The organism is Pseudomonas juntendi (genome assembly GCF_009932375.1).
Lineage (GTDB): Bacteria > Pseudomonadota > Gammaproteobacteria > Pseudomonadales > Pseudomonadaceae > Aquipseudomonas > Aquipseudomonas juntendi.
The window spans coordinates 1-25,185 of sequence record NZ_BLJG01000118.1; the positions used below are offsets into that span (position 1 = coordinate 1).

Here is a 25,185-nt window from a genome sequence, read left to right on the forward strand (position 1 = left end):
CACGCCCGCTCCCACAAGTGGAACGGTGAATGACAGCTTCTGCTCCTGCTCGTGCTCTAGGCACCTGCGGCTGCAGATTCTAATCCCCTCTCAAGACACAAGCGGCCTTGTGTCGCGAAAGGACCGCGCAGCGGTCCCGGGTACTCAAAGCGCTTCGCTAGCCAGCACCACGCCCAGCGAATGACTGGCCCCAGGCTTCAACTCCACCAGGTCATCCCACACATTCGCCGTCTCGATGCACAGCATCCGTTGCCAACCCTCATCGGCCATGTCCGACAGCTCCCTGGCCCGTTCGGTCCAGGGGTTCCAGATAACCGCCGAACGCGAGCCGCTGCTGGTCAGGGTTATCCGCCGTTTCCAGTGCGCGTCGACAATGCTCAGCGTTTGCGGGGCACCGAGGTAGATCCGGTCAGTCTCCCCGGTGAACGTGAGCGGCCCCTGCTGCTGGCGCTGTTGCCAGTCAGCCAAGGTTTCGATGTAACTCAGCCCCTCTACCCCTTCGACCTGGGCCTGGCGCACGTCACTGACCGCAAAGTAGCTGTGCAGGGCTTGGCTGATGGTGACGGGTGCAGTGCCCACGTTGCGACTGGTGAGGTTCAGTTTCAGGTCCGCGCCAAGCGCTATCACCAGTTTCAGTTCGACTGAATGCGGCCAGTCGGGCAGTTGACCCTGCGCTTCTGGCAGCGCGAATTCGATCTGCAGTTGCTGGCCGACTTCCTCGATACCCAGCAATTGCCAGTCTCGGGCGCGCGCAAGGCCGTGGGCAGGCGCCTGCGCTCCGTTGTACATGGCCTGCACAGCCTGGGGGTTACGCTGCAGGTTGCCGAACCACGGCCAGCACACGGGTACCCCGGCGCGCACCGACTTGCCCTTGCCGAAGATGGCCTGGTCGCTCAGCCACAGCAGTGGCGGCTCGCCCACCCGCTGGTAGCTGAGGATCTGTGCGCCCTGTTGGGCGATCAGGAGTTCGGCGTGGTCGCTGCTGATACGCCAGCAGTTCAGTTCGCCATGTTGCTCGGTTACGACCTGGAAGGTTGCCATTGCACTTGTCTCATTGATTGCCAGTGGGCCTTGGACCCGGGCACCTGCAATGAGTTTACCGCCGGCAAGGCTCAGCGACGAGGCACCGAGCGCGTGCGGCCGCTGCCGTCGATGGCGACGAAGACGAATACCGCCTCGGTGACCTTGCGCCATTCGCTGGACAGCGGGTCGTCGCTCCACACTTCGACCATCATCTGGATCGAGCTACGGCCGATTTCCAGGGTCTGGGTATAGAACGACAGCTGCGCACCCACGGCGACCGGCACGAGGAACGCCATGCGGTCGATGGCCACGGTGGCTACCCGGCCACCGGCGACACGGCTGGCCATGGCAGTGCCGGCCAGGTCCATCTGGGCGACCAGCCAGCCGCCGAAGATGTCGCCAAAGCCGTTGGTTTCCCGCGGCAGGGCGGTGATCTGCAAGGCCAGGTCGCCCTGCGGGATAGGATCTTCTTGTTCGAGCTCAATCATGCGATGGGGCCTCTGACCCGTGACGCTTTCGTTGGTGTGGCGCAAGGGCCGGGTAAACGATTCAGCTTGAAACATACTACGCCGATTTCGTTTCACTGGGCGGCCGTAGGGAAACTCTGCGAAACCGCCTGACAATAAAGACCGGCGTTTTCGCACAACATCCCACGTTAGGCGCAACCTTTTCCTACGAGTTGCCAGTATATAGAGCATAACGGCCAGCGACGACCGTACATTCGTGAATATCTGTAGGGTTTTGGTAGCGCTATCAGCACGCCTCGGCAATTTGCTATCTTCGCTGGTCTCCCAATCCAGAAGCCGCGCGCCCAGCGGCCTGCATGCCCTACAAAGAGAACAACCAGCGATGACTTCCGTGCCGAGCAGTATCGAGCAGCCCTCGCGGCCGCTGACCCGCAGTGACTACAAGACCCTCTCACTGTCCGCACTGGGCGGGGCGCTGGAGTTCTACGACTTCATCATCTTCGTGTTCTTCGCCACGGTGGTCGGCAAGCTGTTCTTCCCCGCCGACATGCCCGAGTGGCTGCGCCTGATGCAAACCTTCGGCATCTTCGCGGCCGGTTACCTGGCGCGGCCGCTGGGCGGTATCATCATGGCCCACTTTGGCGACCTGCTCGGGCGCAAGAAGATGTTCACCCTGAGCATTTTCATGATGGCCCTGCCGACGCTGATCATGGGTCTGCTGCCAACGTATGCCCAGATCGGCCTGTGGGCACCGATACTGCTGCTGCTGATGCGGGTTATCCAGGGCGCTGCGATCGGAGGGGAAGTGCCGGGCGCCTGGGTGTTCGTTTCCGAGCACGTACCGGCGCGTAACACCGGTTACGCCTGCGGCACCCTCACGGCCGGCCTGACTTCGGGCATTCTGCTGGGGTCGCTGGTCGCCACGCTGATCAACACGGTCTACAGCCCTGCAGAAGTCGCGGATTACGCCTGGCGCATCCCCTTCCTGCTGGGTGGTGTGTTCGGCCTGTTCTCGGTCTACCTGCGCCGCTGGCTGCACGAAACGCCGGTATTCGCCGAGATGCAGCAGCGCAAGGCCCTGGCAGAAGAGCTACCGCTGCGTGCGGTGCTGCGCGACCATCGTGGCGCGATCATCTTGTCGATGCTGCTGACCTGGATGCTGTCGGCGGCCATCGTCGTGCTCATCCTGATGACCCCGGCGCTGTTGCAGAGCATCTACCACATCAGCCCCACCGACTCGCTCAAGGCCAACAGCCTGGCCATCGTGCTGCTCAGCTTCGGCTGCATCAGCGCTGGCAGCCTGGCGGACCGATTTGGCGCGGGCCGAGTGTTCGTGATTGGCAGCCTGTTGCTGCTGATAACCTCCTGGAGCTTCTACCACAGCTTGCCAACCCGGCCCGAGTTGCTGTTCCCGCTGTATGCGGTAACCGGCCTGTGCGTGGGGGTGATCGGCGCGGTGCCTTATGTGATGGTCAAGGCGTTCCCGGCGGTGGTGCGCTTCAGTGGGTTGTCGTTCTCGTACAACGTGGCCTACGCGATCTTTGGCGGGCTGACGCCGATGGTGGTGACGGCGCTGCTCAAGATCAGCCCCATGGCGCCGGCCTACTATGTGGCGGGGTTGTGTGCCGTCGGGCTGGGCGTAGGGGTTTATCTGCTCGCCAACAAACGCTGAGCTGCGCTGCCGCGTGGCGCGGCCCTACGAATGATGGCCTTTAATCCATTTGTCACAATTAGGTCATATCGTGTTCATGCGGCCTGCCGATACTGGGGCCCGTTCCATCCAGCACCCCAATATTCCTGCTAGGAGCAAGGCATGAAACTGAAGCGTTTGATGGCGGCCCTCACGTTCGCCGCCGCTGGCGTTGCAACCGCCAACGCGGTGGCCGCTGTCGATCCTGCGATCCCGACGTACACCAAGACCACCGGTGTTTCGGGCAACCTCTCCAGCGTCGGTTCCGACACCCTGGCCAACCTGATGACGCTGTGGGCCGAGGCCTACAAGAAGGAATATCCGAACGTAAACATCCAGATCCAGGCGGCGGGTTCCTCCACCGCGCCACCTGCGCTGACCGAAGGCACTGCCAACCTCGGCCCGATGAGCCGCAAGATGAAGGACGTCGAGCTGCAAGCCTTCGAGCAGAAGTACGGCTACAAACCGACCGCTATTCCCGTTGCAGTCGACGCCCTGGCCGTGTTCGTGCACAAGGACAACCCGATCAAGGGCCTGACCATGGCGCAGGTCGATGCCATCTTCTCCTCGACCCGCTTGTGTGGGGGCAAGGCCGAGGTCAAGACCTGGGGTGATGTAGGTGTGACCGGCGACCTGGCCAACAAGCCGATCCAGCTGTTCGGCCGCAACTCGGTTTCCGGCACCTATGGCTACTTCAAAGAAGAGGCCCTGTGCAAAGGCGACTTCAAGCCTAATGTCAACGAACAACCCGGTTCGGCTTCGGTCGTGCAGTCGATCAGCTCTTCGCTCAACGGCATCGGTTACTCGGGCATCGGCTACAAGACCGCCAGCGTCAAGACCGTAGCCCTGGCCAAGAAAGAAGGCAGCGCGTTCGTTGAAGACAACGAAGCCAACGCCCTGAACGGCACCTACCCACTGTCGCGCTTCCTGTACGTGTACGTTAACAAGGCGCCGAACAAGCCACTGGCGCCGCTGGAAGCCGAGTTCGTCAAGCTGGTGCTGTCGCAGGCTGGGCAGCAGGTGGTGGTCAAGGACGGCTACATCCCGCTGCCGGCCAAGGTCGTCGACAAGACCTTGGCAGATTTGGGCCTGTCCCATGCCGGTAGTGTTGCCAAGCAGTAACTAATTGCGGGGAGGCCGGTGCCACCGCCCGGCCTCGTCCACGAATTCCCGGCCCGAAGCCAGGTAACCTGTGCGGCGGGCTTTCGCGCGTCACTATTTTGTAATGTTTTTGTCACACGGGACAGCTAGGGTGTGCGCATGAATGATCTGGCCAACTCCAACATGACCCAAAAACCCCAGCCCGTGCGCATTGATTTCAATACGCCCGAGTTGCAACGCAAGCGCCGCTTGCGCGCGCTCAAGGACCGCCTGACCCGCTGGTATGTGCTGGTGGGCGGCCTTGCCGTTTTGGCCGCCATTACGTTGATCTTCTTCTACCTGGCCTATGTGGTGCTGCCGCTGTTCCAGGGCGCCGAGCTGACGCGCAAGCAAGCCCTGCAGCCAACCTGGCTGCAGCAGGATGCCGGCAAGCCGCTGATGATCGCGCTGGAAGAGCAGAACCTGGTGGGCATGCGGGTTTCGGACAAAGGCCAGGCGTTGTTCTTCGATGCCAAGACCGGCCAAGCGCTCAAGCGCATCGACCTGCCGGTACCAGCCGGTACCCAGGTCACCTCGATCGGGGCCGACCAGCCGGGCAGCCCGCTGGTGGTGCTGGGCCTGTCCAACGGTCAGGCGCTGGTGTTCCACCACGCCTACAAGATCACCTACCCGGACAACCAAAAGGCGATTACCGCCAGCATCGACTACCCCTACGGCGAGCAGCCATTCGTGCTCGACGAGCAGGGCCGTGCGTTGGAGCACGTGAGCGTCAATGCCAACGGTGACACCCTGGTGCTGGCCGGCTCCACCGGTGCGCAACTGCAGGTGCTGGAGTTGACCCGTAGCGAGAACATGCTGACCGAAGAAGTCACCACGGAGCAGAACCGCATCGTCCTGCCGCAGATGACCGAGGTGGTGAAGAACATTTTCATCGATCCGCGCCAGCACTGGCTGTACGTGATCAACGGCCGGGCCACGGCCGACGTGTTCAACCTGCGCGACAAGAGCCTCAACGGCCGCTATAAACTGGCCGACAGTGCCGACACCGAAGTGACCGCCACGGGGCAACTGGTGGGCGGCATTTCGCTGATCGTCGGTGACTCCAGGGGTGGCCTGGCCCAGTGGTTCATGGCCCGCGACCCGGATGGCGAATCGCGCCTCAAGCAGATCCGTACCTTCCAGCTGGGCAAGGCACCGATCGTGCAGATCGACGCCGAAGAGCGCCGCAAGGGCTTCATCGCGCTGGACGCGAACGGCCAGCTTGGAGTGTTCCACAGTACGGCGCACCGTACGCTGCTGGTCGAACCCGTCGCCGAAGGCCCGGGCATCCTGGCCCTGTCCCCGCGCGCCAACCGCATCATCATCGAACAAGGCGGCAAGCTGCTGCCGCTGAGCCTGCGCAACCCGCACCCGGAAATTTCCTTCAGCGCGTTGTGGAGCAAGGTCTGGTACGAGAACTACGACGAGCCTAAGTACGTCTGGCAGTCGACCGCTTCCAACACCGACTTCGAGCCGAAGCTCAGCCTGTCGCCGCTGACCTTCGGTACCCTCAAGGCCGCGTTCTACGCCATGATCTTGGCAGCCCCGCTGGCGGTCGCCGCCGCCATCTATACCGCTTACTTCATGGCCCCGGGCATGCGGCGCAAGGTCAAGCCGGTGATCGAACTGATGGAGGCGATGCCGACGGTGATCCTCGGTTTCTTCGCCGGCCTGTTCCTTGCCCCCTACCTGGAAGGTCACCTGCCGGGGGTCTTCAGCCTGTTCCTGCTGATGCCGTTCGGCATTCTGCTGGTGGGCTTCACCTGGACCCGCCTGCCAGAGGCGATCCGCCTGCGTGTACCTGACGGCTGGGAAGCGGCGATACTGATCCCGGTAATCCTGCTGATCGGCTGGTTCGCCCTGGCCATGAGCCCGCACCTGGAAAACTGGTTCTTTGCTGGCGACATGCGCCTGTGGATCACCAACGATCTGGGCATCACCTATGACCAGCGCAATGCCCTGGTGGTCGGCATCGCCATGGGCTTCGCGGTCATCCCCAACATCTACTCCATCGCCGAAGACGCCGTGTTCAGCGTGCCGCGCAGCCTCACCCTGGGCTCGCTGGCGCTGGGCGCCACCCCCTGGCAGACCCTGACCCGCGTGGTCATCCTGACTGCCAGCCCGGGCATCTTCTCGGCGCTGATGATCGGCATGGGCCGCGCAGTGGGCGAAACCATGATCGTGCTGATGGCCACCGGCAATACGCCGGTGATGGAAATGAACCTGTTCGAGGGCATGCGCACCCTGGCCGCCAACGTAGCCGTGGAAATGCCCGAATCGGAAGTCGGCGGCAGCCACTACCGCGTGCTGTTCCTGGCCGCGCTGGTACTGCTGATGTTCACCTTCGTCATGAACACCTTGGCCGAGCTGATTCGCCAGCGTCTGCGCAAGAAATACTCGTCGCTTTGATAGAAAGGTAGCGATCCGTGAAAAAGGATTCCCTCAAAGGCTGGTTCAAGAGCGGCGCCCCCGGTGTTTGGATGAGCGGCGGCGCAGTGGCCATGGCGGTGATCATGACCGTGGGCCTGCTGGCGGTCATCGCCGTGCGCGGCCTGGGCCACTTCTGGCCGGCCGACCTGGTGCAGGCCACCTACCAGGTGCCGGGCCAGGCTGGCCAGGTGGTGATTGGCGAAGTGGTGCAGCAGGAGGACGTGCCGCGTGCCCGCCTCAAAGGTGCCGGCCTGCCGGTACCGGACCAGGGCCCGGAGTTCATGAGCCGTGAACTGATCAAGGTGGGTAACCGCGACCTCTATGGCAGCGATTTCACCTGGGTGGTCGGCGATTGGCTGGTCGACGAGCAGCGCCCGGCCGACCTGATGGCCCTGGAGCGCCGCGAGTGGGGCAACTTCTATGGCTACCTGGTCAGCGTCAAGGAACAGGGCCGGGTGGTTGCCGAAGGCCCGGCTGCCTGGAGCGAGTTGCAAGCGCGGCTCAAGCGTGCCAACCAGCTCAACGGTGAATTGCAGCAACTGGAGAAGAAAGACATCGGGGCCATCAACCATGGCCTGGAGCGGCTGCGGCTTCACGCCCGCAAGCTGGAGCTGGACGGCAAGCTGGACGCTACCGCCCAGGCGGACATGGACGCCGAGCGCGCCGAACTGAACAGCCGCTACCAGGCTATCGAAGCGCGCCTCGGCGGCCTGCACCAGGCACTCGCGCGTGACAGCCTGGTGGCCCGCGATGGCAACGGCCGTGAAGTGGAAATCAGCCTGAACAAGGTGGTGCATGCCCTCCAGCCAAACGGCATGTCTGCTTTTACCAAGCTGCGCACCTACTTTGCCAAGGTCTGGGAATTCCTGAGCGACGACCCGCGTGAAGCCAACACCGAGGGCGGCATCTTCCCGGCCATCTTCGGTACCGTGATGATGACCCTGATCATGGCCGTGATCGTCACCCCGTTCGGCGTGCTTGCGGCAGTCTACTTGCGTGAATACGCAAGGCAGGGGCCGGTAACCCGGCTGATCCGCATTGCCGTGAACAACCTGGCGGGGGTGCCGGCGATCGTCTACGGCGTATTTGGCTTGGGTTTCTTCGTGTATGTGCTGGGTGGCTCGATCGACCGCCTGTTCTTCCCCGAAGCGCTGCCCGCGCCAACCCTGGGTACACCAGGCTTGCTGTGGGCGTCGCTGACCCTGGCGCTGCTGGCAGTGCCTGTGGTGATCGTGGCCACCGAAGAAGGCCTGGCGCGCATCCCGCGTACGGTGCGTGAAGGCTCGCTGGCGCTGGGTGCGACCAAGGCCGAAACGCTGTGGCGGATTGTGTTGCCCATGGCCAGCCCGGCGATGATGACCGGCATGATCCTCGCCGTGGCCCGCGCTGCGGGCGAAGTGGCGCCGCTGATGCTGGTGGGTGTGGTGAAGCTGGCGCCGTCGTTGCCGGTTGACGGTAACTACCCGTACCTGCACCTGGACCAGAAGATCATGCACCTGGGCTTCCACATCTATGACGTCGGCTTCCAGAGCCCCAACGTAGAAGCCGCGCGGCCGCTGGTCTACGCCACGGCGCTGTTGCTGGTGCTGGTGATCGCGGCCCTGAACCTGTCGGCGGTATGGATCCGCAACCATCTGCGCGAAAAGTACAAGGCGCTGGACAGCTGATTGAAGCTTTAAGCCACAAGCGGCAAGCTCCAAGCAGATTGCCGCTTTGCCCAAACTTGCAGCTTGCAGCTCGAAGCTTGCAGCTACAAACGGAGTCAACCATGCAGAACGAATCCCACACCCACGGCATCGACATGTCTGCCCTGGGCCGCAGCAAGCAGGGCCTGCGCCTGGCCGAAGAAACCGTGGCCATCGAGGTACCGGGGCTGAGCCTGTTCTACGGCGACAAGCAGGCCTTGTTCGATGTCAGCATGAACATCCCCAAGCAGCGCGTGACGGCGTTCATCGGCCCTTCCGGCTGCGGCAAGTCGACCTTGTTGCGCACGTTCAACCGCATGAACGACCTGGTTGACGGTTGCCGCGTGCAGGGTGCCGTGAACTTGTATGGCAACAACATCTACCGCAAGGGCGAAGATGTCGCCGAGCTGCGCCGCCGTGTGGGCATGGTGTTCCAGAAGCCCAACCCGTTTCCCAAGACCATTTACGAAAACGTGGTCTATGGCCTGCGCATTCAGGGCATCAACAAGAAGCGCGTGCTCGACGAGGCCGTCGAGTGGGCGTTGAAGGCCGCGGCGCTGTGGGACGAGGTCAAGGACCGCCTGCACGAGTCGGCCCTGGGCCTGTCTGGTGGCCAGCAGCAACGCCTGGTCATCGCCCGCACCATCGCCGTGGAGCCTGAGGTGCTGCTGCTGGATGAGCCGTGCTCGGCGCTGGACCCGATCTCGACCCTCAAGGTCGAGGAATTGATCTACGAACTCAAAGCCAAGTACACCATCGTCATCGTGACCCACAACATGCAGCAGGCTGCCCGTGTTTCGGACTACACCGCGTTCATGTACATGGGCAAGCTGGTCGAGTTTGGCGACACCGATACCCTGTTCACCAACCCGGCGAAGAAGCAGACCGAAGACTACATCACTGGTCGCTACGGCTAAGAGCGCCTTTGGCGCAGCTGCAAGCTTCGAGCTGCAAGCTGCAAGATGAAGCGGTTAGCGCGGAGCCAGGGAACGACACGAACCACTTGAAGCTTGCAGCTAGCGGCTAGCAACTTCGCGGAGCGACAGCATGATCAACAAAGAAAGCCTTACCCACCACATTTCCCAGCAGTTCAACGCCGAGCTGGAAGAGGTGCGCAGCCACCTGCTGGCCATGGGCGGGCTGGTTGAAAAACAGGTCAACGACGCGGTCACCGCGATGATCGAAGCCGATTCGGGCCTGGCCCAGCAAGTGCGCGAGGTTGACGAGCAGATCAACCAGATGGAGCGCAATATCGACGAGGAATGCCTGCGTATCCTCGCCCGTCGGCAGCCGGCGGCCTCCGACTTGCGCCTGATCATCAGTATCTCCAAGTCGGTGATCGACCTGGAGCGCATTGGTGACGAATCGACCAAGATCGCCCGCCGGGCCATCCAGCTGTGTGAAGAAGGCGAGTCGCCACGGGGCTATGTGGAAGTGCGCCACATCGGTGACCAGGTGCGCAACATGGTCCGCGATGCGCTGGACGCTTTTGCCCGCTTCGACGCCGACCTGGCACTGTCCGTGGCTCAGTACGACAAGACCATCGACCGGGAGTACAAGACCGCCCTGCGTGAACTGGTGACCTACATGATGGAAGACCCGCGCTCGATTTCGCGGGTACTGAGCGTGATCTGGGTGCTGCGCTCGCTGGAACGTATTGGCGACCATGCACGCAATATCTCCGAGTTGGTGATCTACCTGGTCCGCGGTACCGATGTGCGTCACATGGGCCTCAAGCGAATGACTGCAGAAGTGCAGGGCACCGCGCCCACCGATGGCGAAAAGGCTAATGTTCCTGGTGAATCTGACGATAAGTAAGGTTGCCCCCGAGCAGCGACGCCCGGCCTTGGCCGGGCGTTTTCGTTTACGGCCGAGAGCCGGCAGGCACCCGCGAACGATCGGATGAACGCCCGGCGTTACCAGGTGGTAGCAAGTAGCCAGTATTTGGCAGTAGGCTAGTCGGGTTCAGAAGGAGTTTCGATGAGTAAAGTGAATGTGCTGGTCGTGGATGACGCCCCGTTTATCCGCGACCTGGTCCGCAAGTGCCTGCGCAGTGCCTTCCCGGGCATGACGATCGACGATGCCGTCAATGGTCGCAAGGCCATGGCCATGCTGGGCAAGGAGGCGTTCGACCTGGTGCTGTGCGACTGGGAAATGCCCGAGATGTCGGGCCTGGAACTGCTCACCTGGTGCCGGCAGCAGCCTGCGTTGAAGCAGCTGCAGTTCATCATGGTGACCAGCCGTGGCGACAAGGAAAACGTCATCCAGGCGATCCAGGCCGGTGTTTCCGATTTTGTCGGCAAGCCATTCACCAACGAGCAGTTGCTGACCAAGGTGAAAAAGGCCCTGACCAAGATCGGCAAGCTCGACAGCCTGATGGCCATCGCCCCGGCGCGCGCCAACCCGGCGTTCGCCAACGACTCCTTGAGTGCGCTGACTGCCGGCAAGCCGGAGGCGGTAAAGGTTGCAGCGCCGGCACTGGCACCGGCTGCTGCCAGGCCAGCGGCCAAGGCGCCCACGCCGGCCGCGGCCACCCCGACCGGTCGGGGCCAAGGGCAACTGCGCCTGGCCGGTGGCATGCAGCCGTGCGTGATCAAGGCGTTGAGCCTGAAAGAGGCGCTGCTGGTGGTACGCCGCGGCGATGTGCTGCCACAGGTGCTGGAAGGTGCAGTGTTGGACCTGGAGCAAGGCGAAAGCGCCGAAGTCGCCCGCCTGAACGGCTATCTGCACGCCGTCGCGGCGCTGGAGCCCAAGCCGGACAGCGACTGGCTGCAACTGACCTTCAAGTTCGTCGACCAGGATGCGCAGAAGCTCGATTACCTGTCGCGGCTGATTGCCCGTGGCACCGCGCAGAAGCATTTCACCCCAGGGGCCTGAGCCATCCGACCAACTGCAACACTTGCCGTTAAACCTGCTGCTAGGCTTCGACAGACCTCAACTGTCAAAAAGCCACTATCATGCCCGGGCGCCTGCTGCTGTTCTGTGCACTGTTCATGGCCTCGGCGTCGAGCCTGGGTGTGACCCTTTACAAGAGCACCGACGAGTCCGGTGTCATTTCCTATTCCGACCGCCCCGGCCCTGGCGCCAGGCCGTTGAATTTGCTTGAGCCCATGGTCGAAACGCTCGAAGGCCAAGTGTTCCTGAACGCGAAAGTGTTCAACGGCGGTGTGAGCTTTTCGGCACGCAACCAACTGCATGTTCCGGTCGAGGTCGAGCTGCGCCTGGACAACCTGGTGAACGCCCAGGGCGGTGACGCCCCGCGTATCGTGCGCCGGCTGCTGCCACCGGGCACCACGCAAATGCTCAGCGTGCTGAGGGGGCGGCCCGGTTTGTTGCTGAATTACCGCTCGACCCTGCTGCAGGCCATGGGTGACCCGGGCAAGCGGCCGCAGGGCTTCCGCTACGGGTTCGCGTGGCTTGGCGGGCCATTCCGCGTGACCCAAGGCCCCAATGGCCGTGTCAGCCATTTCGGGCCGAAGGGGCGCTATGCCATGGATATCGCCATGCCCGAAGGCACCACCATTATCGCGGCGCGCGAAGGGGTGGTGGTGAAAACGCAGAATGGCCAGAGCGGGCGCGAGCCCAACCCGTCGGGCAACTTTGTCAGGGTGCTGCACTCGGACGGCACCATGGGCGTGTACCTGCACCTGATGCGCGACTCGGTGGTGGTGAAGGAGGGGCAGCGGGTGCGCCAGGGGCAGATGCTGGCCAAGTCGGGCAATACCGGCAACAGCACCGGGCCACACCTGCATTTCGTGGTACAGCGCAACGTAGGCTTGGCGCTGGAGTCGATCCCTTACCGGTTCGACAGGCCGCTCAGCGGCTTGCCGGACTTCACTGCGGGTAACCCTTGAGAGCGTCGGGCCTGCTTGGCAGGCCATCGCTACACAAGGCCGCGCCTACAGGTATACGCAAATCGAGAGGGGCTGCGCGGCAGCCCCATGGCCATCAATCCAGCTTGAGCACTTTGGCCAGCACGATCTTCGGCCCTTTCATCTTCTTGATGATGATCCGCAGCCCTTCGACTTCCAGCACCTCTTCTTCTTCAGGCACGCGCTTTAGCGTCTCGTAGACCAGGCCAGCCAGGGTCTCCGCCTCGATATGGTCAAGGTCCACCCCCAGCAGGCGCTCCACCTTGAACAGCGGCGTGTCGCCACGGACCAGCAGCTTGCCCGGCTGGTAGGCGAGGATGCCGCGTTCGGTCTTGCGGTGCTCGTCCTGGATATCGCCGACCAGCACTTCCAGCACGTCTTCCATGGTGAGGTAGCCGATCACCTTGCCATCGGCTTCTTCGACCAGCACAAAGTGCGCACCACCCTTGCGGAACTGCTCCAGCAACTGGGCCAGTGGCATGTGGCGCGATACGCGCTCAAGCGGCCGGGCGAGGTCGTCCAGGTCGATGGCTTCGGGCAAGTGCTCCAGCTCCGCCAGCTCCAGCAGCAGGTCCTTGATGTGCAGCAGGCCGGTGAATTCCTCGCGCTCGGCGTCGTACACCGGGTAGCGGCTGAACTTGTGGCGGCGCACCAGGGCCAGGATCTGCTTCAGCGGCGCATGGGCGTCGATGGTGACCATGTCTTCGCGCGAGTTGGCCCAGTCGACCACTTCCAGCTCGCCCATTTCCACGGCCGAAGCCAGCACGCGCATGCCCTGGTCGCTTGGGTCCTGGCCACGGCTGGAGTGCAGGATCAGCTTCAGTTCTTCACGGCTGTAATGGTGCTCGTGGTGCGGCCCCGGCTCGCCCTGGCCGGCGATGCGCAGGATGGTGTTGGCGCTGGCGTTGAGCAGGTAGATGGCCGGGTACATGGCCCAGTAGAACAGGTACAGCGGTACGGCAGTCCACAGCGACAGCAGCTCCGGTTTGCGGATGGCCCAGGATTTGGGGGCCAGCTCACCGACAACGATGTGCAGGTACGAAATGACGAAGAAGGCGACGAAGAACGACACGCCTTTGATCAGTTCGGGTGAATCGACGCCGAAATACGCCAGCAGTGGTTCCAGCAGGTGGGCAAACGCCGGCTCACCGACCCAGCCCAGGCCCAGCGAGGCCAGGGTGATACCCAGTTGGCAGGCTGACAGGTAAGCGTCCAGCTGGTTGTGCACTTTACGCAGAATGTTGCCGCGCCAGCCATGCTCTTCGGCAATGGCCTCAACGCGGGTGGCGCGCAGCTTGACCATGGCGAACTCTGCAGCAACGAAGAAGCCGTTGAGCAGCACCAGCAGGAAGGCAAAGATGATCATGCCGAAATCGGCGAATAACGAACTGAGGCTGATACCAGGGGAAGGGTCCATGATGGAGTTTTTACGGGGTCCGTCTTAGAAATGGAGAGAAAAAAAGTGCCAGCTCTTGCTGGCACAGGGGATCCAATGTAGCGGCTGGGGCTGCAAAAGCAAAGGGCCCTGCGTTGCTCAGACCTTGCTGTTGACCAATTGTGCCGGGGCAAAATGACAGATGAAGGTACTGCCATGCCCCGGGACGCTGCTGATTTCCAGCTTGCCGCGGTGGCGCATCAGCACATGCTTGACGATGGCCAGCCCCAGCCCGGTGCCGCCTGTATTCGAGGCCCGGCTGGAATCCACCCGGTAGAAGCGCTCGGTGAGGCGTGGCAGGTGTTTGGCATCGATGCCCACGCCAGAGTCCTGCACCGACAAATGCGCGCCCTGGGCATCGGCCCACCAGCGGATGCGGATATCGCCTTCATCCTGGGTGTATTTGACGGCGTTGAACACCAGGTTGGAAAAGGCGCTGCGCAGCTCCGACTCGCTGCCCTTGAGCTGCACGCCGGGGGTTGCTTCCAGCGTAATGCGCTGGTTGCGCGGCCCAGACAACGCCTGGGCGTCGTTCTTGATGGCGGCCAGCAGGGCATCGACCGGCACTGGCTGGTTGTCCGACGGATAATCGGTGGCCTCCAGCTTGGCCAGCAGCAACAGGTCGTTGAGCAGCGTCTGCATGCGCGAGCCTTGCTGGCTCATCTGCTGCAAGGCCCGGCGCCAGCGCGGGTTCACGTCCTCGACGTTGTCCAGCAGGGTTTCCAGGTAGCCGGTGATGACGGTCAGCGGTGTGCGCAATTCGTGCGACACGTTGGCGACGAAGTCTTTGCGCATCTGTTCCAGCTGGTGAATGCGGGTGACGTCGCGCACCAGCATCAAGTGCTCGTTGTTGCCGTAGCGGGTGATGTGCAACTGCAGCCGCATGCGGTCGTTGATCGGTGAGGGGATTTCCAGCGGTTCGAGGTAGTTTTCTGCCTCGAAGTACTCCTTGAAGCGCGGGTGGCGAACCAGGTTGGTGACTTGCTGGCCGCCGTCCTGTGGAGTTTTGAAGCCCAGCAGGGTCTCGGCGGCGCGGTTCCACCACTCCAGGTTGCCGTCGCTGTCGAGCATGATCACCGCATCCCGCAGCGCAGCGGTGGACTCCTGCACGCGGTCGATCACCGCTTGCAGGCGGCCCCGCACACGCTGGTCCCGGCGCTGCAGGTGGTAGATGCTGTCGAACACCTCGCCCCACAGGCCATAGCCGTCGGGCGGCGCCTCGTCGGGCTGGTGGTTGCGGAGCCAGTCATGCAGGCGCAGCAGTTGCTTGAGGGTCCAAGCCAGGTACAGTGCCAGGCCAATGGCCAGGCTCCAGCCATAGTAGCCGCTGATCAGCCCGCCGATCAGGCAGATGCTGATCAGCAACAGCAGGTGGCGAATCAGTGTCGCGTGCCAGTTCTGGTTCAATTGATGGGTCCTTCGGATCCGGCTGCAAGTTGCAAGTTGCAAGTTGCAAGCTGCAAGTTGCAAGCTTCAAGATGAAGCGGATCAGTGGTGCTGATAGTCCTTTTCGAGCCTGATGCTACATGCTCTTTCTTGCAGCTTGCAGCTTGCAGCTTGCAGCTTGCAGCTTGCAGCTAGCTCTTGGTCGAGAAGCGGTAGCCGGTGCCGCGCACGGTTTGTACCAGATTCTCGTAGGCCTCACCCAGCGCTTTGCGCAGGCGGCGGATGTGCACGTCGACCGTGCGTTCCTCGACATAGACGTTGCCGCCCCACACCTGGTCCAACAGTTGGCCACGGGTGTAGGCGCGTTCCTGGTGGGTCATGAAGAACTGCAGCAGGCGGTATTCGGTGGGGCCCATTTCAGCCGGCTTGCCGTCGATGGTCACGCGGTGGCTGATCGGATCGAGCAGCAGGCCGCCGACCTCGATCGGTGCCTCGCTGTCGCTTGGGCCGGTGCGGCGCAGCACGGCTTTGAGCCGCGCAACCAGCTCGCGCGGTGAGAACGGTTTGGTGATGTAGTCGTCGGCACCCACTTCCAGGCCCTGGATCTTGTTGTCCTCTTCACCTTTGGCAGTGAGCATGATGATCGGAATGTCGCCGGTCAGTTCATCGCGCTTCAGGCGGCGGGCCAACTCGATGCCGGAGGTACCCGGCAGCATCCAGTCGAGCAGGATCAGGTCCGGCTTGCGGTCGACGATGATCGCGTGGGCCTGTTGGGAGTTTTCCGCTTCCAGGCAGTCATAGCCGGCCATTTCCAGGGCAACGGCGATCATCTCGCGAATCGGCGCTTCGTCGTCGACGATCAGAATGTTCCTGCCTACCATGCTCAAAACCTCTCCTGGATTCAGTGTCTTGGCCCGCATTAGATAACGGAATTATTGCAGCTGTGTGACAGGGCGTTGGCCGTTCTGGCGACATTGCGTGACTGAACTAGGCTACAGAGGGCCGCGGTTCTGGCAACCCGAACCCATTACCCCCCGAAACGATGGTGAATCCAATGACACGACATACGCTGAGCTGGATGGCCCTTTTCACTGCGCTGGCACTTCCGGGGGTGGCCTCGGCACAACCTGCAATGGAAAAGGATGGCATGTGGGTCGATCATGCCGGCATGACCCTGTACACCTTCGACAAAGATACCGGCGGCAAGTCGATGTGCAATGGCGAATGCGCCAAGAACTGGCCGCCTTTGATGACCAGTGGCGGCGAAAAAGCCGAAGGCAAGTGGACGCAGATCAAGCGGGACGACGGCAAGATGCAGTGGGCCTACGACGGCAAGCCGCTGTATACCTTCGTCAAGGACAAGAAGGCTGGCGATATGACCGGTGACGGCATGAAAGACGTTTGGCACGTCGCCAAGCCGTAAGGGCTTTCAATCGGCCTGTGGGGGCGGGGTAAGCCCGTTCCCACAAGGTAGAGTGCTCACGCTGTCAGCGCAGCGCGTAGTCCAGAACCACCCCCACGAACACCAGCAACCCCGCCCAGTGATTGTGCAGGAACGCCTTGAAGCACGACTCGCGGTCCAGCTTGCGTGTCGACCAGTACTCCCAGGCAAAGCACGCCAGCGCCCCCAGCAGCCCCAGATGGAACCAGCCGCCGAGGTCGAAGCGGCTACCGGCCAGCAACAGGCAGCCCAACGACAACAACTGCAAGGTCAGGATGATGCTGCGGTCGGCCTCACCGAACAGGATGGCCGTGGATTTCACGCCGATCTTCAGGTCGTCGTCCCGGTCGACCATGGCGTAATAGGTGTCGTAGCCCACCGTCCACAGCAGGTTGGCGATATACAGCAGCCAGGCACTGGCCGGCAGTTCGCCGCCAGCGGCCGTGAACGCCATCGGAATGCCCCACGAGTACGCTGCCCCCAGCACCACTTGCGGGTAGTAGGTGTAGCGCTTCATGAACGGGTAGCAGAACGCCAACGCCACCGCGCCGAATGACAGCCACACGGTGCGGCTATTGGTGCACAGCACCAGCAGGAAACTGACCCCGACAAGCATGGCGAACAGGGCCAGTGCCTCGCGCGGGCGCACGCGGCCACTGGCCAGGGGCCGGTCGGCGGTACGCTTGACGTGGCCATCCACCTTGCGGTCGGCAAAATCATTGATGCAGCAGCCGGCGGCGCGCATCAGTACCACGCCAAGGCCGAAGATCAGCACGTTGGCCAGGGTCGGCGAGCCGTTGCCGGCAATCCATACCGCCGACAGCGTGGGCCACAGCAGCAAGTAGATACCGATCGGGCGGTCCATGCGGCTGAGCTGGACAAAGTCCCAGGCACGCGGGTGCAGGCGGTTCAGCGACTTGAGCAGTTGCAGGTACATCAGCTGTTTTCCTCCTGGGCTGCTTGCCACAGCGCCGGCAGAAACACCTCGGCTACCAGCAGGTCCAGCCCGTCACGTTCAAACCGCGAGCGGCGGGCCCATAGCGCTGGCCGGGCGGCATCTGCCGGCAACCACGCCTGTGGGTAACTGCACACTTCGAGTGGGTGGCGGATGAACGCCTGGTCGCAGAACAGCAACTCGCCCAACGAACGGCTGCCGAGGCGTTCCAGGTCCAACCCGCCGCGCGCCAGGGCACTGCGGCTGGCCACGCTGCGGGCGAACACCCACGGCTGGCCATGGCCGCGCAGGTACACCTCGCGCACCCAGCCTTCAGCGCCAACAGCGATGCCCAATGCCTGGCATTCGTCGGCGCGCAGTGGCTGCCAGCCCTCGAACAAAGGGGTGACGGAGAAGTCATCGTGGGCCAGGCGCGTCAGGCGGCGGGTCAGTGAGCCTTCGTCGAACAGCCAGTCAAGGGTGGGCTGGTCGATGTCGGTCGCCAGCCGTGAATACGGCAGCCACGCGACAGCGGCTGCTTGCGGGGATTCGTACGACACGTCGGTCTGCTTGTTACAACCTGAGAGGCGGCGAGCTTAGCATGATTGCCCCGACTGCTTGCATACTGCGGGCAGGGCCGCTACAAAGCCCCCAAGCATTGCGCGTTGGTCCCTGTTGCAGCGGGTTCACCCGCCATAGGGCCGTCAGCAGCAACACAAAGCCCCAGCCTGACCCGAGGAAAACAACCTGATGAAAAAGTGGCAATGTATCGTCTGTGGCCTGATCTACGACGAAGCCGAAGGCTGGCCCGACGACGGCATCGCCCCTGGCACCCGTTGGGAGGACGTGCCGGAAGACTGGCTATGCCCTGACTGCGGTGTTGGCAAAAGCGACTTTGAAATGATCTCCATCGGCTAAGCGAGGCAAGCACGACATGACGTCCCCTGTGGTAATCATCGGTACCGGCCTGGCGGGCTACAACCTGGCCCGCGAATTTCGCAAGCTCGATGCGCATACGCCGTTGCTGCTGATCACCGCCGATGACGGTCGTTCCTACTCCAAGCCCATGCTTTCCATGGGCTATGCCAAGCACAAGGGCGCCGCTGACCTGTGCATGGCCGAAGCCGGTGCCATGGCCGAGCAGCTGAACGCCGAAATCCGCACCCATACCCGCATCAGCGGCATCGACCCTGGGCACAAACGCCTGTGGATCGGCGAAGAGGCCGTGGCATACCGCGACCTGGTGCTGGCGTGGGGTGCGCAGACCGTGCAGGTGCCGGTTGAGGGCGATGCCAGTCACCTGGTGTTCCCCATCAACGACCTGGAGGACTACGCACGCTTTCGTGCTGCCGCCGCCGGCAAGCAACGCGTGCTGATTCTCGGCGCTGGCCTGATCGGCTGCGAGTTTGCCAACGACATGAGCCTGGGGGGCTTTCAGGTAGACGTGGTAGCGCCATGCGAGCAGGTCATGCCGACCCTGTTGCATCCGGCCGCTGCCGGCGCGGTACAACGTGGGTTGCAAGACCTGGGCGTACGCTTTCACCTTGGGCCGGTTCTGACCCGCTTGCAGCAGGCGCCCCACGGCCTGGAGGCGCACCTGTCGGATGGCAGCGTGGTTGGCTGTGACCTGGTCGTTTCGGCCATTGGCCTGCGCCCGCGTACCGACCTGGCTGCCGCGGCCGGGTTGCAGGTCAACCGTGGCGTCAGCGTGGACCGTGAGCTGCGAACCTCCCACGCCAATATCTTCGCCCTCGGGGATTGTGCCGAGGTAGACGGCATCAACCTGTTGTACGTGATGCCACTGATGAGTTGTGCACGGGCACTGGCCCAAACCCTGGCCGGCAAGCCCACGGCAGTTGCCTACGGGCCAATGCCGATCACGGTGAAAACCCCGGCCTGCCCGCTGGTGGTTTCGCCACCGCCACAGGGGCGAGAAGGCACTTGGCAGGTCGAAGGGCAAGGCAATGACCTGAAGGTGCTGTGCATCGATGCGGGTGGCGGGCTGCTGGGTTACGCCCTGACCGGGGCTGCGGTCATGGAAAAGCTGGCGCTGAACCGCCAGCTACCTGCAGTTATGGCGTAATTGCCCGGCGTTCTGTCTGGTTTGTCCTGTTGTTGCCTGCACAATGGCCGCTCAGATACTGGCGCGGCCCCGAACCACGTGCCATTCTCACTCCCGTCTGCCGCAGGTTAGAGCCTGCGGTGCCTTGAGCGCTGCTCCTGAAGGCAGCACGGCATAACAACAAGAATTCCGTCAAAGAGGCTTTACTATGCGCAAACCAGAACTCGCCGCCGTCATCGCTGAAAAAGCTGACCTGACCAAAGAAAAGGCTAATCAAGTGCTGAATGCGATTCTCGACAGCATCACGGGTGCCCTGGACAAGGACACCGTGACCCTGGTTGGTTTCGGCACTTTCGAAAAGCGTCACCGCGGCGCGCGTACCGGCAAAAACCCGCAAACCGGCCAGCCGGTCAAGATCAAAGCCAGCAATACCGTAGCTTTCAAGCCCGGCAAGAACCTCAGGGACAGCGTCAATACGCCGGCCGCGCCGAGCAAGGCCAGCAAGAAAAAGTAACTGTGCACTGAGGATGCGTTGATCCCGAACGGGCGCCAGATGGCGCCCGTTGTGCTTTACACCCGGTAATTGCTGCGAACTTGCATAAAAAGGTCATTAGGAGGATAAACTGCGCAACTTAGTCACTTTTCCATCGAGGCGTGTCGATGAAGTTCCGCTTTCTTCTCTGGGCCATGGGGCTGTTGATGGCCCGGGCCAGCCGCAATAATCCGGCATTCCAGCAGCAGCTCAAAGGCAAGGACCTGGTGTTCCAGATGCAGACCCTGGACGGCAAGGTCGCCCGGCACTTTATCGTCAGCAACGAGCGGGTCAGCAGCAAAAGCGGGTCGTACTCACAGCCAGCCTTTGCCATTGCCTTCAAAGATGCCGCCTATGGCTTTGCCACCTTGCAGGCAAGCAACAAGCAGTTGGCGTTCATGCAGGGCATTCAGGACAAGAACATCCAGATCAAGGGCAATCCGGCGTTGGTGATGTGGTTTCAGGGGTTGATGAAGTACCTGAAGCCGAAGAAGAAGCAGGGCTGAAATGTTTGGGGCCGCCAAGCGGCCCCGGGCTTCAATGCGGTGCGTTGAACTGCGAAGCCAGCTCCCGCAGCAAGCTCTCGGCCTCCAGCACTTTGTTCACCACATCCTCGGCTTTTTCCCGGGCAATGCCCAAACGCTCCAGCAGTTCGTCAGGAATCTCCTCCAGCGGCCCCGAGCCAATCCCTCGCGAGCGCAGCAGGCGTGTGGCCAGGCATACCAGGTTGGGGAATGCCGAAAACTCGCCATCGTAGGCCGGGTCGTGCTGGAAACGCAGCGCGGCCGAGAGCTCTACCGGCATGTCCCACAGTTTCATCAACCAGGCACCAATCTGCTCGCGGCTGATACCCAGCAGGTGTTGTTCCACATAGGTGTGGTTCAGGTGAGGGTTGACCTCCAGGTGGCGACAAATCAGCGAGAAGTGCGGCGGGAAAACGTGTGCCAGCAGCAGGTAACCGAAGTTGTGCAACAGCCCGGCCAGGTAGGTCAGGCCTGCTTCAGGGCGCTCTGCCCGCGGCATGGCTCGGGTAAGGCCCTCGATGATGGCGGCGGTGTAGATCGACTGCTGCCAGTACGGGGTGGCCTGCTGAGGGCTGTCCTTGGGCAGGCTCAGGGTCTTGCCCAGGGCCAGGCCAAGGGCGAGGTTGATCACCAGGTCGAAGCCCAGCACGCGCACGATGGCGTCTTCCACCGAGCGGATCTTGCCCGGCGAGGCGTAGTAGGGTGATGCCGCCCAGCTGACCACCTGGGCGGCCAGGGCCGGGTCGGTTTCAACCACCCCAGTGATATCGTCGATGCTGGCGTTGGGGTCTACCCGCAGTTTGATGATTTTCTGCGCAGTATCGGCCAGCGGCGGGATTTCGATGGTTTCTTCCAGACGCTTCTGGATACGCCGGGCAGTGAAAGCTTGCACGGCATTGGTGATTTCGCGGGTATCGTCGTTGGGGCGGTCGAGGTTGGGGCTGATCGCCTCGACTTCCTGGCCAAAGCTGCTGGCGCTGGCCTTGAGCAACATGCGCTTGAAGTGCGCGCGCTCTATTTCCAGCAACAGGCCGGCTTCACCCGAATTGATGTACACCAGGTCGACGTCCAGCAGGCTTTTTTCGTACTGGCACGGTGAGCTGGTGAGCGCCGGGATGCCCGGCAGCGCCTTGAGCTGGTGTTTGTCGAGCATTTGCTTGAGGCGTGGCACCGACACGGCGGTGAGCTTGCGCCCGGTCAGTTCGGCCAGGCGGTTCAGGTCCAGCAGCTGGCTCTGCGGGAACAGCACCATCATGGCGCCCACCTCGTCGTCCAGCAGCACGGCCTGTACCCGCGAGGCTGCGGGCAGGTGCGGATGTTCGACCACCTCGCGGTAGGCTACGCCGAGTTTCTCGAGCAGCAGCCTGATGACGGAAGGCGTGTGTGGGGTTGCGGTGTCCAGGGCAACTTCAGTCATGGTCCGTATCCACTGATTCTTTTAAACGCGAAGTATAACCACCCTGGGCGCAAATCTGGATCCATTATGGGACAGGCGTCACACCTGACCATATTGCTGGCCATGACGCAGCCAGCGGTCCAGCAGCGGGCTGACGTGCTCCGGCCAGCGTGCGATCAGGGCCTGGGCGGCATCGCGTACCGCTGGCAACAGGTCGGCGTCGCGCATCAGGTCGGCGACCTTGAATTGCAGCAGGCCGGTCTGGCGGGTACCCAGCATTTCGCCCGGGCCGCGTAGCGCAAGGTCTTTTTCGGCGATGATGAAGCCGTCGTTGGTTTCGCGCATGATGCCCAAACGCTCGCGGCCGATCTGCGACAGCGGCGGGTGGTACAGCAGCACGCAATGGCTGACGGCGCTGCCGCGGCCCACCCGGCCACGCAACTGGTGCAGCTGGGCCAGGCCGAGGCGCTCGGGGTTTTCGATGATCATCAGGCTGGCATTGGGCACGTCCACGCCCACCTCGATGACGGTGGTGGCGACCAGCAACTGCAGGTTGCCGGCCTTGAACTCGGCCATGATCTCGGCCTTTTCCGCCGGTTTCATGCGGCCGTGGATCAACCCGACTCGCAGTTCACCCAAGGCGCTGCCCAGCTCCTCGTAAGTGCTTTCGGCTGCTTGGCAGGTCAGTTCCTCGGACTCTTCGATCAGCGTGCACACCCAGTACGCCTGGCGCCCTTCAGCGCAGGCGGCGCGTACCCGTTCGACCACTTCGAAACGCCGGCTGTCGGCCACCAGCACGGTGTTCACCGGCGTGCGCCCAGGCGGCAGCTCGTCGAGCACCGAGGTGTCCAGGTCGGCGTAGGCACTCATGGCCAAGGTGCGCGGAATGGGGGTCGCGGTCATGATCAGCTGGTGTGGGCACAGCTCGCCGGCCACGCCTTTCTTGCGCAGCGCCAGGCGTTGCTGCACGCCGAAACGGTGCTGTTCGTCGATGATGGCCAAGGCCAGGTGCTTGAACTTCACCTCGTCCTGGAACAGGGCGTGGGTGCCGACCACCATCGGGGCGCCATTGGCGATCTGCTCGAGCGACGCCGCCCGCGCCTTGCCCTTGAGTTTGCCGGCCAGCCAGGCCACCTCCAAACCCAAAGGCTCCAGCCAGCGCTTGAAGGTGATGTAGTGCTGTTCGGCAAGGATCTCGGTGGGGGCCATCAATGCCACCTGATAACCAGCCTCCAGGGCCTGCAACGCGGCCAGCGCGGCGACCACGGTCTTGCCGGCACCCACGTCGCCTTGCACCAGGCGCATCATCGGCTCGTGCTGGCTGAGGTCGTAGGCAATTTCGTTGGCGACGCGCTGCTGCGCGCCGGTCGGCTGGAAGCCCAAATTGGCCAGGTATTGCGCCGGCAGCCGGGTGGCCTTGGGCAGCACTGGCGCACGCAGGCTGCGCAGGCTCTCGCGCAGGCGCTGTTGCGACAGCTGGTGGGTGAGCAGCTCTTCGAATGCCAGGCGGTGCTGAGCCCAGTGGTGGCCCAGGGCCAACTCCTCGACGTCGGCGTCGGCGGGCGGGTTGTGCAGGTAGCGGATGGCGTCATCCAGCGGCGCCAGCTGGTAGTCGCGGGCCAGTTCGTCGGGCAGCCAGTCGGGCAGGCTGCGCGGGCCGAGCAGGCTCAGGCTCTGTTGGCACAGTTGGCGCAGGCGTTGCTGGGTGAGGCCCTCGGTAGACGGGTAGATCGGGGTGAGAGTCTGATCGACCGGCGGTGGCGGTTCGTCACCGTTCAGTGCGCGGTACTCCGGGTGGTAGATCTCCAGCCCGGAAGCACCCGGGCGAGCTTCGCCGTAGCAGCGCAGGTGGGTGCCGCGCTTGAGCCCTTCCTTTTGCGCGTTGCTGAAATGGTAGAAGCGCAAGCTCAACACGCCACTGCCGTCACCCAGGCGTACCACCAGGCTGCGACGCTTGCCCATGGTCACGTCGGCACCGCTGACCACCCCCTCGATCACCGCGTCCTGGCCTGGGCGCAGCTGGCCGATCGGAACCACGCGGGTGCGGTCCTGATAGCGCAGGGGCAGGTGGAACAGCACGTCCTGCAAGTTTTCCAGGCCGACCTTGGCGAGCTTTTCGGCCATGGCCTCGCCAACACCCTTGAGCACGGTGACCGGGACGTTCGACAGCTCCGTCATGACTCAGGCCGGTTGTTCTGCAGGGGCCTTGGCTACCGAGCACAGGCGGATCGAGTCGGCGAGGATCTCGATGGCCTTTGGCCGTGGGAAGCTGGCGCGCCAGGCGATGGCCACGGTGCGGAACGGTGCCGGGGCGGTCAGCGGGCGGACTTCGATGACCCCAGGCGCGTAGTGGTGGCTGTGCACCGCCGACAGCGGCAGGATGGACACGCCAAGGCCGGACGCTACCATGTGGCGGATGGTTTCCAGCGAGCTGGATTCGACCGTGGTGTGCCGCGACCCTTCACCCCCCTTGTTCAGGGTAGGGCAGGCTTCCAGCACCTGGTCACGGAAGCAGTGACCTTCACCCAGCAGCAACAGGCTCTTGTCGTTGAGCATGGCGGTGTCGATGGTCTTTTTGGCCGTCCATGGGTGGTCGGCAGGCATCAGCGCGCAGAACGGTTCGTCGTAGAGGGGCAGGGTGAGCACATCGGCTTCATTGAACGGCAGGGCGATGATCACCGCGTCCAGCTCGCCATTGCGCAGCTTCTCGCGCAGCACATGGGTGAAGTTTTCTTCGATGTACAGCGGCATCTGCGGTGCCACGCGGTGCAGTTGCGGGATCAGGTGCGGGAACAGGTAGGGGCCCACGGTGTAGATGGCACCGACCTTGAGCGGCGCAGTCAGCTGGTTCTTGCCAGCCTGGGCCAGTTCGCGAATGCCCTGGGCCTGCTCCAGTACCTTTTGTGCCTGGGCAACGATGCTCTCGCCGACAGGGGTCAGGCGGACCGCGCTTTTGCTGCGTTCGAAGATCAGAACGCCAAGCTCATCCTCAAGCTTCTTCACACCGACCGACAGGGTCGGCTGGCTCACGTGGCAGCGCTCGGCGGCATGGCCGAAGTGCTGTTCCTGGGCGAGTGTGACGATGTAGCGTAGTTCTGTGAGGGTCATAACGTGCGTCCATGAAGTTGCGGCCCCAGCATAGCGGCTGCAATCGATAGACGCACGTTA

At 62.9% G+C, this 25,185-nt stretch carries 23 protein-coding genes; 13 read left to right on the plus strand and 10 right to left on the minus strand.

Features of this window, described 5'->3' with window-relative positions:
• Nucleotides 1-144: 144 nt before the first annotated feature.
• Together GYA94_RS16620 and GYA94_RS16625 are read right to left on the minus strand one after the other, a co-directional pair.
• Entirely contained in the window at nucleotides 145-1,041 is an 897-nt protein-coding gene (locus GYA94_RS16620; protein WP_161892732.1) for a D-hexose-6-phosphate mutarotase, read from the minus strand.
• Nucleotides 1,042-1,112: 71 nt separating this feature from the next.
• Nucleotides 1,113-1,511: an acyl-CoA thioesterase gene (locus GYA94_RS16625; RefSeq protein ID WP_003253317.1), complete on the minus strand. Its 399-nt coding sequence runs from the start codon at nucleotides 1,509-1,511 to the stop codon at nucleotides 1,113-1,115.
• Nucleotides 1,512-1,872: 361 nt separating this feature from the next.
• On the opposite strand from GYA94_RS16625, the gene GYA94_RS16630 reads away from it, so the two are divergent.
• The 8 genes from GYA94_RS16630 (at nucleotide 1,873) to GYA94_RS16665 (ending at nucleotide 12,289) form a co-directional block, all read left to right on the plus strand.
• Entirely contained in the window at nucleotides 1,873-3,162 is a 1,290-nt protein-coding gene (locus tag GYA94_RS16630; RefSeq protein WP_161892733.1) for an MFS transporter, read from the plus strand.
• 141 nt (nucleotides 3,163-3,303) lie between these two features.
• Entirely contained in the window at nucleotides 3,304-4,302 is a 999-nt protein-coding gene (locus GYA94_RS16635; RefSeq protein ID WP_009684506.1) for a phosphate ABC transporter substrate-binding protein PstS, read from the plus strand.
• 138 nt (nucleotides 4,303-4,440) lie between these two features.
• Nucleotides 4,441-6,729, plus strand: a complete 2,289-nt coding sequence (locus tag GYA94_RS16640) for an ABC transporter permease family protein (protein ID WP_110676196.1) — start codon at nucleotides 4,441-4,443, stop codon at nucleotides 6,727-6,729.
• A gap of 71 nt (nucleotides 6,730-6,800) precedes the next feature.
• Nucleotides 6,801-8,417, plus strand: a complete 1,617-nt coding sequence (gene pstA, locus GYA94_RS16645; protein ID WP_174824186.1) for a phosphate ABC transporter permease PstA — start codon at nucleotides 6,801-6,803, stop codon at nucleotides 8,415-8,417.
• A 101-nt stretch (nucleotides 8,418-8,518) separates the two neighbouring features.
• Entirely contained in the window at nucleotides 8,519-9,352 is an 834-nt protein-coding gene (gene pstB, locus GYA94_RS16650) for a phosphate ABC transporter ATP-binding protein PstB (RefSeq protein ID WP_009684509.1), read from the plus strand.
• A gap of 130 nt (nucleotides 9,353-9,482) precedes the next feature.
• Nucleotides 9,483-10,253, plus strand: coding sequence for a phosphate signaling complex protein PhoU (gene phoU, locus GYA94_RS16655; RefSeq protein WP_161892734.1), 771 nt, complete (start codon nucleotides 9,483-9,485; stop codon nucleotides 10,251-10,253).
• Between the two features lie 162 nt (nucleotides 10,254-10,415).
• Nucleotides 10,416-11,312 (plus strand): response regulator, encoded by an 897-nt coding sequence (locus GYA94_RS16660; protein WP_110676191.1) that lies wholly within the window; start codon nucleotides 10,416-10,418, stop codon nucleotides 11,310-11,312.
• Between the two features lie 80 nt (nucleotides 11,313-11,392).
• Nucleotides 11,393-12,289, plus strand: a complete 897-nt coding sequence (locus tag GYA94_RS16665; RefSeq protein ID WP_009684512.1) for a peptidoglycan DD-metalloendopeptidase family protein — start codon at nucleotides 11,393-11,395, stop codon at nucleotides 12,287-12,289.
• A 94-nt stretch (nucleotides 12,290-12,383) separates the two neighbouring features.
• On the opposite strand, the gene GYA94_RS16670 is transcribed toward GYA94_RS16665, so the two are convergent.
• From GYA94_RS16670 to phoB, 3 genes are all read right to left on the minus strand, one after another.
• Nucleotides 12,384-13,724 (minus strand): hemolysin family protein, encoded by a 1,341-nt coding sequence (locus tag GYA94_RS16670; protein ID WP_009684513.1) that lies wholly within the window; start codon nucleotides 13,722-13,724, stop codon nucleotides 12,384-12,386.
• A gap of 117 nt (nucleotides 13,725-13,841) precedes the next feature.
• Nucleotides 13,842-15,149 carry a phosphate regulon sensor histidine kinase PhoR gene (gene phoR, locus GYA94_RS16675; RefSeq protein ID WP_054905391.1) on the minus strand — a complete coding sequence of 436 codons (1,308 nt, stop codon included), beginning with the start codon at nucleotides 15,147-15,149 and terminating at the stop codon, nucleotides 13,842-13,844.
• Nucleotides 15,150-15,319: 170 nt separating this feature from the next.
• Nucleotides 15,320-16,009 carry a phosphate regulon transcriptional regulator PhoB gene (gene phoB / locus GYA94_RS16680; RefSeq protein ID WP_003253341.1) on the minus strand — a complete coding sequence of 230 codons (690 nt, stop codon included), beginning with the start codon at nucleotides 16,007-16,009 and terminating at the stop codon, nucleotides 15,320-15,322.
• A 173-nt stretch (nucleotides 16,010-16,182) separates the two neighbouring features.
• Here phoB and GYA94_RS16685 point away from each other — a divergent pair, with 173 nt between their 5' ends.
• The gene (locus tag GYA94_RS16685; protein WP_033690727.1) at nucleotides 16,183-16,551 is read left to right on the plus strand and encodes a COG4315 family predicted lipoprotein; all 369 of its coding nucleotides are present in this window, start codon (nucleotides 16,183-16,185) and stop codon (nucleotides 16,549-16,551) included.
• A gap of 64 nt (nucleotides 16,552-16,615) precedes the next feature.
• Here GYA94_RS16685 and ubiA read toward each other — a convergent pair whose 3' ends face one another.
• Complete coding sequence (gene ubiA / locus GYA94_RS16690) at nucleotides 16,616-17,506, minus strand: 4-hydroxybenzoate octaprenyltransferase (protein WP_054912421.1); 891 nt, start codon at nucleotides 17,504-17,506, stop codon at nucleotides 16,616-16,618.
• The gene (locus GYA94_RS16695; protein ID WP_110676189.1) at nucleotides 17,506-18,063 is read right to left on the minus strand and encodes a chorismate--pyruvate lyase family protein; all 558 of its coding nucleotides are present in this window, start codon (nucleotides 18,061-18,063) and stop codon (nucleotides 17,506-17,508) included. Before GYA94_RS16695 ends, ubiA begins: the two co-directional genes overlap by 1 nt.
• A 190-nt stretch (nucleotides 18,064-18,253) precedes the next feature.
• On the opposite strand from GYA94_RS16695, the gene GYA94_RS16700 reads away from it, so the two are divergent.
• The 4 genes from GYA94_RS16700 (at nucleotide 18,254) to GYA94_RS16715 (ending at nucleotide 20,603) form a co-directional block, all read left to right on the plus strand.
• Entirely contained in the window at nucleotides 18,254-18,421 is a 168-nt protein-coding gene (locus GYA94_RS16700; RefSeq protein ID WP_003253349.1) for a rubredoxin, read from the plus strand.
• Between the two features lie 16 nt (nucleotides 18,422-18,437).
• Nucleotides 18,438-19,586, plus strand: coding sequence for an NAD(P)/FAD-dependent oxidoreductase (locus GYA94_RS16705; protein ID WP_161892735.1), 1,149 nt, complete (start codon nucleotides 18,438-18,440; stop codon nucleotides 19,584-19,586).
• 187 nt (nucleotides 19,587-19,773) lie between these two features.
• Nucleotides 19,774-20,079, plus strand: coding sequence for an HU family DNA-binding protein (locus GYA94_RS16710; RefSeq protein WP_009684519.1), 306 nt, complete (start codon nucleotides 19,774-19,776; stop codon nucleotides 20,077-20,079).
• Nucleotides 20,080-20,225: 146 nt separating this feature from the next.
• The gene (locus tag GYA94_RS16715; protein WP_009684520.1) at nucleotides 20,226-20,603 is read left to right on the plus strand and encodes an SCP2 sterol-binding domain-containing protein; all 378 of its coding nucleotides are present in this window, start codon (nucleotides 20,226-20,228) and stop codon (nucleotides 20,601-20,603) included.
• Between the two features lie 31 nt (nucleotides 20,604-20,634).
• On the opposite strand, the gene GYA94_RS16720 is transcribed toward GYA94_RS16715, so the two are convergent.
• The 3 genes from GYA94_RS16720 to GYA94_RS16730 form a co-directional block, all read right to left on the minus strand.
• Nucleotides 20,635-22,038, minus strand: coding sequence for an aminoacyl-tRNA deacylase and HDOD domain-containing protein (locus tag GYA94_RS16720; RefSeq protein ID WP_110676185.1), 1,404 nt, complete (start codon nucleotides 22,036-22,038; stop codon nucleotides 20,635-20,637).
• A 78-nt stretch (nucleotides 22,039-22,116) separates the two neighbouring features.
• Complete coding sequence (gene recG / locus GYA94_RS16725) at nucleotides 22,117-24,195, minus strand: ATP-dependent DNA helicase RecG (protein ID WP_009684522.1); 2,079 nt, start codon at nucleotides 24,193-24,195, stop codon at nucleotides 22,117-22,119.
• A 3-nt stretch (nucleotides 24,196-24,198) separates the two neighbouring features.
• A complete protein-coding gene (locus GYA94_RS16730) occupies nucleotides 24,199-25,125 on the minus strand; it encodes a hydrogen peroxide-inducible genes activator (RefSeq protein ID WP_087500924.1) in 927 nt (308 codons plus the stop codon).
• Between the last annotated feature and the right edge of the window lie 60 nt (nucleotides 25,126-25,185).